Genomic DNA, 15,420 nt, shown 5'->3' with positions numbered 1-15,420 from the left:
AGTGACGGGAGGAGTTTCTATGGGGCAGATGATCTTTATCACCGGTGGTGCGCGTAGTGGGAAAAGTAATTTTGCCCAGCAGTTGGCTGAGAAGCATAAGGGGAAACTGCTCTATATCGCTCCGGCCGAGGCAGAAGATGATGAGATGCTGCGCCGCGTGCGCCTGCACCAGGAGACGCGAGGTGAACGTTGGCACCTGCTGGAAGAACCACTCTGGCTGGCCGACAAACTCCTGGAGTCGGCCCCGGGCAAAGGGGCAATTTTGCTCGATTGCGTGACCCTGTGGATCAGCAATCTGTTCTTTCATTTTGAGGAGAAACAGGGCCCGATTCTCGCCGAGGTCGACCGTTTTTTCGAACTGGCCTGGCAGCTGGATGAGCCTTTGTATCTTGTCAGTAATGAATTGGGGAGCGGGATTGTACCTGACAATCCGCTGGCGCGACATTTTCGCGATCTGGCGGGAATTGTCAATCAACGCCTGGCCGCAGCGGCCGATGACGCCTGGCTGGTGGTCGCTGGTTTGCCGTTGAAATTGAAATAAAACTTGGAATTTTACTCTTCTCCCTCAGGGCGAGGGAACTCTTTTTTTGAGGTACGTCATGTCCGATTTTAATCTGCAAGCTGTCTTCGCGCGCATTCAGCCGATCAGCGAAGAGAAACTAAAAACCATTCAGTCGCGCATCGATCGTCAGGCCAAGCCCCAGGGTTCACTCGGGCGGCTTGAAGAGCTGAGCCGACGCTATGTTGCGATCACGGGTCGTGAAGATATTCGCGCCAAACGGATTTACACCTTCGCCGGCGACCACGGCGTTGCTGCCGAAGGGGTCAGCGCCTTTCCCGCGGAGGTGACGCCGCAGATGGTTTACAACTTCATCGAGGGTGGGGCGGCGGTAAATGCCCTGGCCCGTCACGCCGGTGCCGAAGTGCGGGTGGTCGACATGGGGGTTAATCATGACTTCGCCGGCCTTTCCGGACTGATTGACCGCAAGATCGCCATGGGGACCGGGAATATTGCTATTGGCCCGGCCATGACCCGTGAGCAGGCCCTGGCGGCATTGCAGGCGGGGGTTGAACTGGCCGCTCAGGCAAAGGACGATGGCGTTGATCTGCTCGGTACCGGCGACATGGGGATTGCTAATACCACCCCTTCTTCGGCGATCGTCGCGGCGTTCACCGGATTGACGCCGTTCCAGGTGACCCATCGCGGCACTGGCATTGATGATGCCGCCCTCGGCAAGAAGATTAAAGTGATCAACCGGGCGCTCGAGATCAATCAGCCCGATCCAGAGGATCCGATCGATGTTCTGGCCAAGGTTGGTGGCTTCGAAATCGCAGGGATCGCCGGATTGGTTCTGGGCTGCGCGGCCGAAGGCCTGCCTGTGGTGGTCGATGGTTTCATTTCGACTGCCGGCGCCCTGATTGCGTCGGAACTTCATCCGCATGTGCGCGACTATATCTTCGCCGCCCACCAGTCGGTCGAGATCGGGCATCGGCACATGCTGCAACGGATCGGTCAGCAACCGCTGCTCGATCTGAATCTGCGTCTCGGCGAGGGGACCGGTGGTGCCCTGGCCATGACCCTGATCGAAGCCAGCCTGCAGGTCCTGCGCGAGGTCCGGACCTTTGATGATGCGGGTGTTTCCGCCGGCGATGATCAATGAGGGCGTGCTGGGATGACTTCCGTCTGGCGATCTCCTTTCTGACCGTTTTCCCGGTCGGTCGGGATATCAAGGCCACTCCCGAAATGCTGGGACGCAGCATGGGCCTCTTCCCTGCGGTCGGGCTGCTGTTGGGGCTGGGTCTGTGTGTGGCCAACTGGATGCTACAGGGGCTGTTGCCGCGCGCCGTGCTCGACTGTCTGCTGGTCCTGCTGCTGATTGCGGCGACCGGCGCGCTGCACCTCGACGGCGTCGCCGATCTGTTTGACGGCCTGGCGGGTGGCAAGGATCGGGCCTCGATGCTCGAAATCATGAAAGACAGCCGGGTCGGAGCCATCGGCGTGGTCGGACTGGTGATGGTGCTGTTGCTCAAATATCTGAGCCTCTATCATGTGCCGCTGGAATATAAAAATGCCGCGCTGATCTTCATGCCGGCCGCTGGCCGCTGGATGCAGGTTTGTCTCTGCTGCTATGCCCCCTATGTCCGCTCCGAAGGCGGGACCGGCAGTGCCTTTGTCGAGAATGTCGGTCAGCCCGAGTTTTTACGCGCCACCGCCACCCTGATTGTCGCCTCGTTGGTCCTTTTTTCGGTCAAGGGGATCTTTCTCGTTTTTCTGCTCGGGATAGCTACCATGCTGATTCTGCGCTATTTCGAAAGTCGCCTCGGTGGGGTCACCGGTGATGTGCTCGGCGCGGTGACCGAAATGGTCGAGGTGCTGGTTCTACTGCTGGTGCTGGCGACCTTTGGAAGTTAAAAAATGCTGAAAATGCGTCTTCATCTTATGCGTCACGGTCAGGTTGTCGGCTTTGAAGCCCGGCGCTATAACGGCCAGGCTGATGTGCCCCTGACCGCTTTAGGGATTGGGCAGACGCACGGTTATGCCGCAAGGGTCATGTCTGTCCCGCTGACTGCCGTTTACAGCAGCGACCTCTGTCGCTCAGCTTTTGGCGCAAACCTGATTGGGACCCAGCATCACCTGAACCCGGTCCAGGATCCGCGGTTGCGGGAATTGCATATCGGCGACTGGGAGGGCTTGACCTGGGATGAGATTCAGTTGCGCTGGCCGCTTGAATGGCAGGCGCGTCTCAATGACCTGGTCAATATTGCACCGCCGGGTGGCGAAAACTTGCAGCAGATGGCTGACAGGGTGCGCCTGGTCGTCGCTGAACTGCTCGCAAAACACCCGGGTGAAGAGATCGCGCTGGTCGCCCACGGTGGGGTCAACAGAGTGATTCTGCTTGATGCGATCGGTGCGCCGCTGACCCAGATGTTTCATCTTGAGCAGAGCTATGGCTGTTACAATATCATCGACTTTTTTGCTGACGGGTATACCACGGTGCAGCTGTTGAATGCGGCGGAGACTGAGACGTGAGCGGGCTTCAACCTATAATCGTCGCTGCTCCGGCGAGCGGGAGCGGCAAGACGACCCTGACCCTCGGCCTGCTCGCGGCGCTGAAACGCCGCGGGTTAGTGGTCGCACCCTTCAAGGTCGGGCCTGATTTTATCGATCCCAGCCATCATGCCGCAGCCAGCGGCAGGGTCAGCCGCAACCTTGATGGCTGGATGTGTGGCGAGCAGGCGGTACGCGCGACCTATGTCAGGGGCTGTGCCGGCGCCGATGTCGCGCTCATCGAAGGGGTCATGGGCCTGTTTGATGGGGCCTCAGGGGAATCCGATGAGGGCTCGACTGCAGAAGTCGCGGGCTGGCTGAACGGTCGAATTTTATTAGTGGTCGACGCGCGTTCGCAGGCGCGCAGCGCCGCGGCGCTGGTGAAGGGTTTTGTCGACTTCGATCCGCGGCTGCAGTTTGCCGGGGTGATCTTCAATCGCGTCGGTTCGAGCCGCCATGCGGAGTTGCTGAAGGCCGCGCTGGCATCTGTCCCCGGCCTGCCACCACTGCTCGGCTGCTTGCCACGTAAAGCAGAAGCGAATCTGCCCGAGCGTCATCTGGGGCTGGTTACCGCCGGAGAGCAGGCCGTCGACTATGCCGTATTGGCGGATCTTGTGGAAGCGCATCTTGATCTGGATGCTCTGCTGGTTGGGCTGCAACCTCATCCCGTCCAACACCCCCAGCCCCTCTCTCTGAGGGAGAAGATGGACAGAGGCCGGGTGAGGGGGACTCAACCCATAATTGCCGTGGCGCGTGACGCGGCATTCTGTTTCTGCTACCCGGAAAACCTGGAAGCCCTCGAAGCGGTCGGCGCCGGGCTCATTTTCTTTTCGCCACTGATCGAGCCCTTACCGAAGGGGATTTATGGACTTTATTTGCCCGGTGGGTATCCCGAGCTTTATCTCGAGCAGCTGGCGGCGAATACTGAACTGATCGCACAACTGCGCAGTGCCGCCGATGCGGGTCTGCCAATCTACGCCGAGTGCGGAGGCATGCTGCTCTTGTGTGCGGGGTTGAATGATCAGCCCATGTGCGGCATTTTCCCGGCGCGGTCGCGCCTGTTGGAAGAGCGCAAAGCCCTCGGCTACCGCGAAGTCTGTTTCAGTAGTGACACCCCCCTCGGACCGGCCGGCACCATCGCTCGTGGGCATGAGTTCCATTATTCGGAAGTCGAGATGCCCGATTCGGTCGGGCGCAGTTATCGTCTCAGTCGCAAGGGCGGGACCGATTTAGGCAGTGAAGGGTTCAGTTACAAAAATGTGCTTGCCAGCTATGTGCATCTGCATTTCGGCAGCAACCCGCAACTGGCAGAAAATTTCGTGAATTTTTGTGAATGCATCAAGGAGGAAGTACCGCGTGGCAACCCAGATTGAATTCGCCCGGCAGGGTGTTGTGACACCGCAGATGGCGGCCGTAGCCAACAATGAATGCTTGACTGAAGAGTTCGTACGCCAGATGGTCGCCGAGGGGAAGGTGGTTATCCCCAACAACCTTAAGCGCAATCCGCTCTCGGCCGGAATCGGGAAGGGGATGCGCACCAAGGTCAACGCCTCCATCGGCACCAGCAGTGATATCGTCGATTACGACGCCGAAATCCGCAAGGCCCTGGCCGCTCAGGCCGCTGGCGCGGATACCCTGATGGAGCTTTCGGTGGGTGGTGACCTCGATCGGGTGCGCCGCGAAGTGATCGCCGCCGTCGATCTACCGGTCGGCAACGTACCGCTCTATCAGGCCTTCTGCGAGGCGGCACGCAAATATGGTGATCCGAACAAGCTCGACCCGGAGATGCTCTTCGATATTATTGAACAGCAGTGCGCCGATGGACTGGCCTTCATGGCGATTCATTGTGGTATCAACCTCTACACCATTGAACGGCTGCGCAAGCAGGGTTATCGTTATGGAGGTCTGGTCAGCAAGGGCGGGGTCTCGATGGTGGCCTGGATGATGAAGAACGGCCGCGAGAATCCACTCTACGCACAATTCGACCGGGTCTGCGCTATCCTCAAGAAGTATGATGTGGTGCTCTCCCTCGGCAACGGTCTGCGCGCCGGGGCGATTCACGACAGTCATGACCGCGCCATGGTTCAGGAGCTTTTGATCAACTGTGAATTGGCCGAACTCGGGCATGAGATGGGTTGTCAGATGCTGGTTGAAGGCCCGGGACATATGCCGCTGGACGAGATTGAGACCAACATCCGCCTGCAGAAACGGATGAGCGGCGGTGCCCCTTACTATATGCTCGGCCCGATCTCGAGCGACGTCGCTCCCGGCTACGATCACATCACCGCTGCCATCGGTGCCGCGCAGTCGAGCCGTTACGGTGCCGACCTGATCTGTTATATTACTCCTGCCGAGCATCTGGCCCTGCCCAACGAAAAGGATGTGATCGACGGGGTCAAGGCGGCCAAGATCGCGGCCTATATCGGCGACATGAACAAGTACCCGGAACGCGGCCGCGAGCGTGATAAAGAGATGAGCAAGGCGCGGCGCGACCTCAAGTGGGAGAAACAGTTTGAACTGGCGCTCTTCCCCGAAGACGCCCGTGCCATCCGCGCCAGTCGCACCCCCGAGGATGAGGATACCTGCACCATGTGTGGCGATTTCTGCGCCTCACGCGGCGCGGGCGAACTGTTCAAGCAGGACCTGCGCGGGGATAAGGTTTAATCTTCACTAAAGGATTTTTTATGGCTGGTACAGGCCCGACGATTGTCAAACCCGAAGCGATCGAGACTGAAAGTTTCCGCATTATCGATGCCGAGGTCGGTTCGCATCAATTCGATGAACAGCAGTGGCCCCTGGTGCGGCGTGTTATTCACACCACCGCTGATTTCTCCTTTGTCGATTCGACCGAGTTTTCGTTTCTGGCGGTTGTGCGTGGCATTGATGCCCTGCGTGGCGGGGCGAAGATCCTGTGCGACACCAACATGGTGCTTTCAGGGATCAATAAGACCCTGTTGGCCAAACTGGGTGGAAGCGCGGTCTGTCATGTGGCAGACAGCGATGTCGCTACGGCTGCGAAGGCAAAGGGCGTCACGCGCTCAATCATGGCGCTGCGCAAAGGGGTCGAAGAGGGATGCAATCTCTTTCTGATCGGCAATGCGCCAACGGCGCTGTTTGAGCTCCTGCGCCTGGCTGAGGGGGGAGCGGTCGACCCGGCGCTGGTGGTTGGGGTGCCGGTCGGCTTTGTCGGCGCGGCCGAGTCGAAAGAGGCACTCTGTCGCAGTGAACTCCCTTATATCTGTTGTCGCGGGCGCAAGGGCGGCTCGGCGATTGCGGCGACCATTCTGAATGCGCTCATGCTGCAGGCCGCTGATTGATGAAGAAGGTCCTGCGCAGCGGTTTTACCACCGGCACCTGCGCCGCCGCCGCGACCCTGGGCGCGGCTCAACTGATGCGCGATGGCGTTTCGCCCACCGAGGTCCTGGTGGCGATGCCAGCTGGGGATCGGGTGCGTTTTGTGCTGCACAGCTGTCAATTTGATGAAGATGCCGCGCTAGCTACTGTGATCAAGGATGCCGGTGATGATCCCGATGTGACTCACGGGGTTGAGATCGGCACGCGCCTGAGTCGCATCCCGGGAGAAATCCTCGAATTTGTCGCCGGGGTCGGGGTCGGCACTATCACCAAGCCGGGGCTGGCTCTGCCGGTTGGTGAGCCGGCGATCAATCCGGTGCCGCGTCAGATGATCACAACTGCGCTGCGTGAAGTCTTCCCGGTCGGTGGCTTCCGCGTTGAAATTTTCATCCCCGAAGGAGAAGTTCGCGCGCTTCAGACCATGAACGCACGGCTCGGCATTAAGGGTGGGCTATCGATCCTCGGCACCACCGGCATCGTACGTCCGATCAGCCATCAGGCCTGGACCGACACGCTGGAGGTGGCACTGGATGTCGGGCTGGCCAGCGCGACGACTGAACTGGTCCTGAGCACCGGACGCAGCAGCGAAACGGCGGCGCGCATTTATCTACCGCAGCTGCCGGACGAAGCCTTTGTTATGATGGGGGATCATATCGGTTATTGCCTGGACGCCTGCGCTCGCAAGCAGGTGCCGCGCCTGGTGCTGGCCGGACAGTTCGCCAAGTTGATTAAAATCGCCTGCGGTCACCCGCAAACCCATGTGCGGAACTCCAGTCTCGATCTGGATCAGGTGCGGCACTGGTCGACCGAGATCGACCTTGACCCTGCCGACAGATCACAGCTAGAGTTGGCCCACACTGCCCGCGATATTTTTGTCAGCTTCGGCGCCGAATCGGCACTGATCGACAGGGTGGCGGCCGAAGCGCTGCGTCATTGTCGCAAGATTCTTCCCGACACCGCTCTGCAGCTCCTGCTGGTCGATTATCAGGGGACGGTGGTGCGTAAATTTGCTTAAGCTTGACCCAGTGCCTTGAGGAGGCCCCCATGAAAAGTATCCATGTGATCGGAGCCGGGATCGACGGCCAGGAAGCCTTCGGCAATCAGGCCCTCGAACGGATCCGCGAAGCCGATCTGCTCTGCGGCGGCGAACGGCTGCTGGCGCTCTTCCCTGATTTCCGCGGTGAAAAACTGCTGATCGATCGGAACCTGGGTGATCTGGTTGAGAAGCTCCAGCGTCATCAGGGGCATAGCGTGGTGCTGGCCTCGGGCGATCCGCTCTTCTTCGGTATCGGACGCTACCTGTTGCGCAACCTGCCCGACAGCCTGCTTGAATTCCTGCCGAATGTCACCTCGGTGCAATACGCCTTTGCCAAAATTCGTGAACCCTGGGATGACGCGGTCTTTCTTTCGGTCCATGGACGCGGGCTGCAGAAGGCGATTGACCGGATTATGGCCAACGATAAATCCGCGATTCTGACCGATGAGGTCAATACCCCGGCGGCAATCGCCAAGGCGTTGCTCGAACGCGGACGCAGTGGCTATCGCGCCTATCTGTGCGAAGATCTGGGGACCCCCAGGGAGCGCATTCGCATCAGCAATATTATTGATCTGGCCAAAACCGAGGCCGCCCCCTTGAATGTCCTGCTCCTGATCCGCGAATTCGATGATGAAGACCAGGCCTATGTGCCGACCCTCGGGATTCCGGACGATGAGTTTTTTACGGTCAAGAAGCTGATCACCAAGGAAGAGGTGCGCGTCGTCACCCTGGCTAAGCTGAAGCTACGTCACGATATGTGCTTGTGGGACGTCGGCGCCGGTTCGGGGTCGATCTCGATTGAGGCCGATCATCTGCTGCCTAACGGGCGGATCTTCGCCATCGAGCGCAATGAAGAGTGCCGCAGGTATATCAAGCAGAATCTGCAAAAGTTCAACACCCGCAATGTCCAGCTAGTCGAAGGGGATGCGCCCCAGTGTCTTGAGAATCTGCCCGATCCTGACCGGGTCTTCATCGGTGGTTCGGGCGGGCATCTGTGGGATATCCTGAAGCTTGTTGATCAGCGTCTGGCGAGCGGCGGGCGGATCGTGCTGAACGCGATAACCCTCGATACCCTGACCTCGGCCAGCGAATTCTTCGGTAACGCGGGCTACGAACTTGAGGTGGTGACGGTCAATATCTCCCGCACCCGTCCGCTGACCAGCTACAAGATGTTCGAGGCTTACAACCCGGTCTATATTCTGACGGCGGTGAAAGACTGATGGCGGCGCAAAAATTCCGCCCAGCTGCGTTGTCGGCGGTAAGCAAGATCTTGACATTCTGGCGTATGCCTGCGCCCTTGATTCCCACCGGAGCCTTGCTGGACGAAATTTTTGCTTAGCCATCGGGTTATTTCTACTGATTTGGACACCTGAATGAACAATTTTCAAATGACACCGGGTGAGGTTATCTTTGTCGGCGCCGGTCCCGGTGATCCGGAGTTGATTACGGTCAAGGGCTTGAAGGCGCTGCAGCAGGCCGAGCTGGTGGTCTATGCCGGTTCGCTGGTGAACCCGGCGCTGCTCGATGAATGTCCAGCCGGCTGCGAAATCTACGACAGCGCCCCGCTCAATCTGGAGCAGGTGCTGGTACTTTTGATTGCCGGGGCGCGGGCGGGCAAAAAGGTGGTGCGTCTGCATACCGGCGATCCCGCTCTCTACGGCGCCATCCAGGAACAGATGGAAGTGCTGGATTCCGAGAATATTCCATACCGTGTTATCCCCGGGGTTACGGCGACCTTTGCCGCCGCCGCCAGTCTCAAACAGGAGCTGACCCTCCCCGGGGTTTCGCAGACTCTGGTGTTGACGCGGCTGGCGGGACGCACTCCGGTGCCCGATAGCGAAGCCTTGCGTAACATCGCACGCAACGGCGGAACGATCTGTCTTTACCTTTCGGTCGGGATGATGGACCAGCTGGTTGTGGACCTGCTGGCTGGCGGGGTGTTCACTCCACAGACCCCTGCTGCCGTTGTCTACCGTGCCAGCTGGCCGGATGAAAAGATCGTCGAGGGCACCCTTGCCGATATCGCCGCCAGGGTCGCCGCGGCGGGAATTACCCGCCAGGCCCTGGTGCTGGTCGGTGAGGTTTTGAAAGCGCGCCGCCAGGGGGTGCCGGAGAAGTCCAAACTCTATGATGCTGGCTTTGCCCACGGTTATCGGAGCAAGGTCGAGTAGCACAAGTCAGTGCGTTTTGATCCCAACCTGAGGTTTTCACTGCAAACCAGTCGAGTCGAGCCCTATGACCCTTGCCATCATCGCTATCACCAGCGGCGGCGCCCAACTCGCCAGAAGACTCCATGCGCAGGCCGAGGATGCCGAGCTCTGGTTACCGGAGAAGTTTCGCCTGGCAGACGGTCTAAACTACTTTGATGGAAAACTTTCAGAGCTGCTGCCTCAGCTTTTTGCCAGGGTCGATGGGCTGATCTGTATCATGGCCAGCGGGATCGTCATGCGCCTGCTCGCGCCGCATCTCAAGGGGAAAGATCAGGATGCAGCGGTGGTGGTGTGCGATGAAGCGGGACAGTTCGCCATCAGCTTGCTCTCGGGGCATCTCGGTGGTGCTAACGAACTCGCTGAAGAAGTCGCCTCATTCCTGGGGGGCACGGCGGTCATTACCACCGCGACCGATGTCAACCAGCTTCCCGCCTTTGACGAGGTTGCGCGCAAGTGCAATATGGCGGTCGAGCCGCTGACGCGGATCAAGCTGCTCAATCGTCTGCTCCTTGAGCAGCAACCGATTGTGCTGGCCGACGCTGAAGGCGCGGTTGCCGCAGCCTACCAAAATATCCCCTGCGTAAAGATAGTCCGCAGTTTTGCGACGGCTCTGGAACAGACCGCCGCCGGTTACGTTTTTGTCAGCAATCGTTATTTGCCGCCGCTCAATGACCGACCTGACCTGCTGGCCTTGCGGCCGCGTAATCTGGCGGTCGGTATCGGCTGCAATCGCGACACTTCCGCTGACGAAATCGAAATGGTTGTGCGTCAGACCCTGCGGGAGGCATTCCTCGCTTTCGCCAGTATCGGCGCCATTGCCAGTATCGATGCCAAACAGGACGAAGTCGGCCTGCTGCAGTTCGCAGACAAACACAGGCTGCCCCTTCATTTTTACAGCGCGGATGACTTGAACGCCATCGAGGCACCAACCCCCGCCTCTGATTATGTCCAGCATGCTGTCGGCGCTAAAGGGGTGTGCGAACCGGCCGCTCTTTTGGTTTCAAGCGGTGGGCGCATGCTGGTGAAAAAAAAGAAGAACGGCAACGTGACGGTGGCCATCGCTGAAATCAAAACCTAATCCCGGGTTTATCGCTCCTTAAGACAGGGCTCAAAATGCAGAAAAAACTCTTTGTCATCGGTCTCGGCCCGGGGGACGCTCAACATATGACCCCGGCGGCGCTGACCGCCATTGAATCGTCCACTGTCGTCACCGGCTATCAGGTTTACCTTGAGCTGATCGCTGATCTGATCGGGACTAAAGAGACCTTCGCGACCGGCATGCGGCAGGAGACTGAGCGCTGCCGTGAGGCCTTGCGGCGTGCGGCGCAAGGGGCCGTGGTAGCGCTGGTCTGCAGTGGCGACGCCGGGATCTATGGCATGGCGGGACTGGTGCTTGAGCTGCAGCAGCTTGAGGGTCCGGCCGTGGTTGAGGTCGAGATCATCCCTGGGGTTTCCGCCGTCCAGGGCGCGGCCGCGCGTCTCGGCGCCCCCCTGATGCATGACTTCGCGGTGATCTCGCTCTCCGACCTGCTGACCGACTGGAGCCTGATCCGGCGACGTCTGGACGCGGCCGGGCGGGCCGATTTTGTCATCGCGCTTTACAACCCCAAGAGTCGCGGCCGCACCACCCAGATCGGAGAAGCGCGCGCGATTCTGATGCGTCATCGTGCTCCCGAGACCCCGGTCGGCATCGTGCGTAACGCCTGCCGCGCCGGGGAGAGCGTCTGCCTTACGACTCTGGCCGACATGCTCGAAGCCGAGATCGACATGTTCTCCGTAGTGATCATCGGTAATAGCAGTACGCGGGTCGATAATCAGGGCCGGATGGTGACTCCGCGTGGTTATGAGAAGAAGCGTGAGGTGTCAGGGGTGAAGAGTGAGGTGGAGATCAGCATACCCCTAACCCTTCACTCCTCACCCCTCACGGATAAAAAGTGCAACGCACTTTTTATCGGCGGTACCGGCTCGGATGTCGGCAAGAGCGTGATCAGCGCCGGACTGTGCCGCATTCTGAAACGCCGGGGTTACCTGGTCGCGCCCTTCAAGGCGCAGAATATGGCGAATAACTCGGCGGTGACCCCGGGTGGCGGCGAGATCGGTCGAGCCCAGGCGTTGCAGGCGGCGGCCTGCGGGCTGCAACCGCACGTCGATATGAACCCGGTTCTGCTCAAGCCGAACAGCGAGACCGGTTCCCAGGTGATCGTGCAGGGTCGCCCGGTCGGTAACATGGGGGTGCGCGAGTATCATCAGTACAAGGATCAGGTCTGGACCAAGGTGGTCGATTCTTACCGACGGCTCTCAGGACAGGTCGAACTGGTGGTGCTCGAAGGGGCGGGAAGCATCGCCGAGATCAACCTGCGCGCCCATGACTTCACCAACCTCAAGGCGGCCGAGATGGCCGGTGCGGCGGGGATTCTGGTCGCCGACATCGAACGCGGCGGGGTCTTCGCCAGCATCCTCGGCACGGTTGAACTGCTGACACCCGCAGAACGCGCGCTACTGCGGGGGATCATCATCAATCGTTTTCGCGGCGACGCCAGCCTGCTCGACAGCGGCATCGCCGCGATAGAGGATCGCACCGGGCTCCCGGTGATCGGCGTAGTCCCCTATCTGAAACTCGATCTACCAGCTGAAGATTCCCTCGGTCTTGAACGGCGCAGCACTGGCGGGGGGACGGTGCTGGTCGGAGTGGTGCGGCTGCAGCGCATTTCCAACCATACCGATTTCGATGCCCTGGCGCGTGAGCCGGACGTTGACCTGATCTACGTCGAACATCCCGCGCAGCTGCAAAATCTCGATCTGCTGATTCTGCCCGGGACCAAGAGCACTCTGGCCGATCTTGAGTTTCTTAAGACCAGCGGCCTGTTCGGCGCTATTCAAACTTTTGCCGCACAGGGCGGGCGCCTGATCGGGATCTGTGGTGGGCTGCAGCTGCTCGGCAGGCGCATCCTTGACCCCGAGCGGGTCGAGTCGTCACAGGCCGTCGGGGAGGGACTCGGCCTGCTCGACTTAGATACGACTCTGTGTCGCGACAAGCAGACTCACCAGGTGCGCGCGCAACTTCAACCTGCCGCGGCGGCGGCCGGATTTTCGGGGCTTGCCGAATTGAGCGGCTACGAAATTCACGCCGGCGAAACCGAATACGGCTCCGCCTGCCGACCCCTGCTGCAGTTGACTGAACGTTCCAAACAACGGGTAGTGCTCTATGATGGCGCCGTTTCAGCCGATGGGCGGGTCTGGGGCAGCTATCTGCACGGTATCTTCGATAATGATGAGTTGCGTCGGGCGGTGCTGGCCCCCCTACGTCATGGTGCCGCCGATCGGACCCTGCCGGCCTACGATCTCGAAGGTGAACTCGACCGCCTCGCGGATCATCTGGAGGCCCACCTGGACCTTCCGCAAATCCTTAGCTGGCTGATCCCGCCGAAAACCAGCGGAGCAGAGAAATGAGTGCCGAGCTGTTGGTCGCTGCGGTGGTGCTGGATCTGCTCTTTGCCGATCCGCGTCACTGGCCGCACCCGGTGGTCTGGATCGGACGCCTGATCACAGGACTGGAAGATGAATTACGTCAGCGGGTCAGGCATGAGTCGTTGGCCGGCCTGCTGCTGGTTCTGTCGGTGCTGGGCATTGTCGGCTTTGCCGTGATCTCTGCCCTTCAGATTGCCGGAGCGATTGCCGGTCTCTTTCAGAGCCTTCTGGCACTCTGGCTTGCCGCGAGTTGTCTGGCGCTGCGTGGTCTGCATCTTGAGTCGCTGCCGGTGATTGAGGCCCTGAAAGAGGGGGATGTCGGTGGGGCGCGGCAGGCACTGGCGATGATCGTCGGACGTGAAACTGCGCAACTGGATGAAGCCGGGATTCTGCGGGCAACGGTTGAAACCCTGGCCGAAAATGCATCTGACGGCGTGATCGCGCCGCTTTTTTACCTGTGTCTCGGTGGGCCGGTGGCGGCGTTGCTCTACAAGGCGGTTAATACCATGGATTCGATGGTCGGGTATAAAAATGAGCGCTACCTGCATTTCGGTCGCAGCGCGGCGCAGCTGGATGATCTGCTTAACTGGATTCCGGCGCGCTTGACCGGTTTGCTGCTGGTCGGGGCGGCCTGGCTGACGGGACTCAATGGCTCCGGCGCCTGGCGGATCATGTGGCGGGACGCGCGCAAACACGCCAGCCCTAATGCTGGCTGGCCCGAAGCGGCGGCGGCCGGGGCGCTTAATTTGCAGTTGGGCGGGGCCGCGGTCTACTTCGGTGCGCAGATTGAAAAGCCGACCCTCGGTGATGCCAGCGAAGCGATCACCATCGGGCATTACCAGTCGATGATTCGGCTACTTTACACCTCGGCGTTTCTGGGCTTGCTACCGGCGGTCTTGCTCCTCGGAGTTTTTTCATGAGGGTGCACGGTGGTGGGGTGGATGCTGCGATGCATGAGCTGGGGCTGGGGCGCAGCCAGATCTGCGATTTTTCGGCCAGCATCAACCCGCTCGGGGTTCCCCCCGGTGTGCAGCAGGCCTTGCAGCAGGCCCTGGGTCGCATCACTGATTACCCTGAAATCGATGGTGCCAGCCTGCGCTTGGAGCTGGCGCGCTTTCATCAACTGCCCGAAGCACATCTGCTCCCCGGCAGCGGTTCGACTGAACTGATTTATCTGCTGCCGCGGGTCTTGCGACCACGCCGTGCCTTGCTGATTCAACCCGGTTTTGGTGAGTATGCCCCCGCCCTGCAGCAGGTCGGCTGTCAGATTGACCACTTTAGCCTCGACCCGCAGAATAATTTTGCATTTAATGTTTCTGATATTCTCGCTGTGCTTCAGCCACACACAGATCTGGTGGTGCTGGCCAATCCCGGTAATCCCAGTGGTGTCGGCATCGTGCCGGGACAGCTGATCGAACTGGCGGATCGACTGGGAGACTGTCGTCTGCTGGTCGATGAGGCCTTTGTCGATTTCTGCCCTGAGCGGTCTCTGATCTCCAGAGTGGTCGAGCGACAAAATCTGTTGCTGTTGCGTTCGATGACCAAGTTTTATGCCATTCCGGGTCTGCGCGCCGGTTATCTGGCGGGGTCCGCTGCCGATATCAGGCTGCTGGCGGCTGGACGCGAACCCTGGAGTCTGTCAAATCTGGCAATTGTCGCGGCACGCGCCTGTCTGAAAGCAGAGACCTTCCAGCTCCGCACTCTGGAGATGATTCCACGACTGCGTGCGCAATTTCAACAGGGTCTCGAACAGCTCGGCTGGCAGGTCTTCGCCGGTGAAGCCAACTATCTGCTTTGTCGCCTGCCGGATCACTGGCCTCCTGCGCCGCAGATTGTCACACAATTGCGACCTCAGGGGCTGTTACTGCGCAGTTGCTGTGATTTTTTACCACTGGACAGGCGTTACCTGCGCTTCGCGGTGCTCAGGGAAGAGCAGAATCTCTTTTTGCTACAGGCGCTGGGTAAGTTAGCTTCCGTTTGCGACGGTGCGTGATTGGTCTTGTCAAAGAGCCTGTTATTCTTGAACCGTTTTGCTCTGTTTTACCCCTCCCGCTGGTGTTTGAAATTGACATGAGAGACAAGCTGGTCTATAAAACAACGGAATTCAGATCAGTTGAATAGGCCGGTTTTTTATAAAATCGGCGGTGATGGATGGTCCAGATCGTCCCAGGCGTGATCTCCGTAAAGCAAAGACCTCTCAGCAGTTCAGCTTAGTATCCGCGAAACAAGAGCCGCTTGAAGTGTCAAGCCAGGCCGTGAATTCACGACTCTGGTCCTTTGCTTCTGATGTTGATGAGGTCAGT

14 protein-coding genes are annotated in these 15,420 nt (G+C 59.6%); all 14 read left to right on the top strand.

The genetic code is table 11. The features are described from left to right. Positions 1–19: 19 nt before the first annotated feature. Positions 20–541 carry a bifunctional adenosylcobinamide kinase/adenosylcobinamide-phosphate guanylyltransferase gene (cobU, locus tag D888_RS0114455; protein WP_020677282.1) on the top strand — a complete coding sequence of 174 codons (522 nt, stop codon included), beginning with the start codon at positions 20–22 and terminating at the stop codon, positions 539–541. Between the two features lie 58 nt (positions 542–599). Continuing rightward, positions 600–1,661 carry a nicotinate-nucleotide--dimethylbenzimidazole phosphoribosyltransferase gene (gene cobT, locus D888_RS0114450; protein WP_020677281.1) on the top strand — a complete coding sequence of 354 codons (1,062 nt, stop codon included), beginning with the start codon at positions 600–602 and terminating at the stop codon, positions 1,659–1,661. Further along, complete coding sequence (gene cobS, locus D888_RS0114445; protein WP_020677280.1) at positions 1,658–2,413, top strand: adenosylcobinamide-GDP ribazoletransferase; 756 nt, start codon at positions 1,658–1,660, stop codon at positions 2,411–2,413. Before cobT ends, cobS begins: the two co-directional genes overlap by 4 nt. A gap of 3 nt (positions 2,414–2,416) precedes the next feature. After that, positions 2,417–3,031, top strand: coding sequence for an alpha-ribazole phosphatase (gene cobC / locus D888_RS0114440; RefSeq protein WP_020677279.1), 615 nt, complete (start codon positions 2,417–2,419; stop codon positions 3,029–3,031). Beyond that, positions 3,028–4,422 (top strand): cobyrinic acid a,c-diamide synthase CobB, encoded by a 1,395-nt coding sequence (locus tag D888_RS21825; protein WP_020677278.1) that lies wholly within the window; start codon positions 3,028–3,030, stop codon positions 4,420–4,422. The genes cobC and D888_RS21825 overlap by 4 nt, the downstream gene beginning before the upstream one ends. Continuing rightward, complete coding sequence (gene thiC, locus D888_RS0114430; protein WP_020677277.1) at positions 4,406–5,713, top strand: phosphomethylpyrimidine synthase ThiC; 1,308 nt, start codon at positions 4,406–4,408, stop codon at positions 5,711–5,713. Before D888_RS21825 ends, thiC begins: the two co-directional genes overlap by 17 nt. A gap of 20 nt (positions 5,714–5,733) precedes the next feature. Then, positions 5,734–6,366, top strand: a complete 633-nt coding sequence (locus D888_RS0114425) for a precorrin-8X methylmutase (protein WP_020677276.1) — start codon at positions 5,734–5,736, stop codon at positions 6,364–6,366. After that, a complete protein-coding gene (gene cbiD, locus D888_RS0114420; RefSeq protein ID WP_156827019.1) occupies positions 6,363–7,418 on the top strand; it encodes a cobalt-precorrin-5B (C(1))-methyltransferase CbiD in 1,056 nt (351 codons plus the stop codon). The genes D888_RS0114425 and cbiD overlap by 4 nt, the downstream gene beginning before the upstream one ends. 29 nt (positions 7,419–7,447) lie before the next feature. Next, on the top strand, positions 7,448–8,659 hold the full coding sequence (gene cbiE, locus D888_RS0114415) for a precorrin-6y C5,15-methyltransferase (decarboxylating) subunit CbiE (protein WP_020677274.1): 1,212 nt from the start codon (positions 7,448–7,450) through the stop codon (positions 8,657–8,659). A 153-nt stretch (positions 8,660–8,812) separates the two neighbouring features. Continuing rightward, positions 8,813–9,610 (top strand): precorrin-4 C(11)-methyltransferase, encoded by a 798-nt coding sequence (cobM, locus tag D888_RS0114410; protein ID WP_020677272.1) that lies wholly within the window; start codon positions 8,813–8,815, stop codon positions 9,608–9,610. Positions 9,611–9,674: 64 nt separating this feature from the next. Further along, the gene (locus tag D888_RS0114405) at positions 9,675–10,727 is read left to right on the top strand and encodes a cobalt-precorrin 5A hydrolase (protein ID WP_020677271.1); all 1,053 of its coding nucleotides are present in this window, start codon (positions 9,675–9,677) and stop codon (positions 10,725–10,727) included. Positions 10,728–10,762: 35 nt separating this feature from the next. Further along, positions 10,763–13,099 (top strand): cobyric acid synthase, encoded by a 2,337-nt coding sequence (locus D888_RS0114400; RefSeq protein ID WP_020677270.1) that lies wholly within the window; start codon positions 10,763–10,765, stop codon positions 13,097–13,099. After that, the gene (cbiB, locus tag D888_RS0114395; protein ID WP_020677269.1) at positions 13,096–14,037 is read left to right on the top strand and encodes an adenosylcobinamide-phosphate synthase CbiB; all 942 of its coding nucleotides are present in this window, start codon (positions 13,096–13,098) and stop codon (positions 14,035–14,037) included. The genes D888_RS0114400 and cbiB overlap by 4 nt, the downstream gene beginning before the upstream one ends. Next, complete coding sequence (locus D888_RS0114390; protein ID WP_020677268.1) at positions 14,034–15,110, top strand: pyridoxal phosphate-dependent aminotransferase; 1,077 nt, start codon at positions 14,034–14,036, stop codon at positions 15,108–15,110. Before cbiB ends, D888_RS0114390 begins: the two co-directional genes overlap by 4 nt. The last annotated feature ends 310 nt before the right edge of the window (positions 15,111–15,420 follow it).

Origin of the sequence: Geopsychrobacter electrodiphilus DSM 16401, assembly GCF_000384395.1 — a bacterium.
In the GTDB taxonomy this organism is placed as follows: domain Bacteria; phylum Desulfobacterota; class Desulfuromonadia; order Desulfuromonadales; family Geopsychrobacteraceae; genus Geopsychrobacter; species Geopsychrobacter electrodiphilus.
Note: the sequence above shows the minus strand (reverse complement) of the source record. Positions and strands in the feature narration are given on the sequence as shown.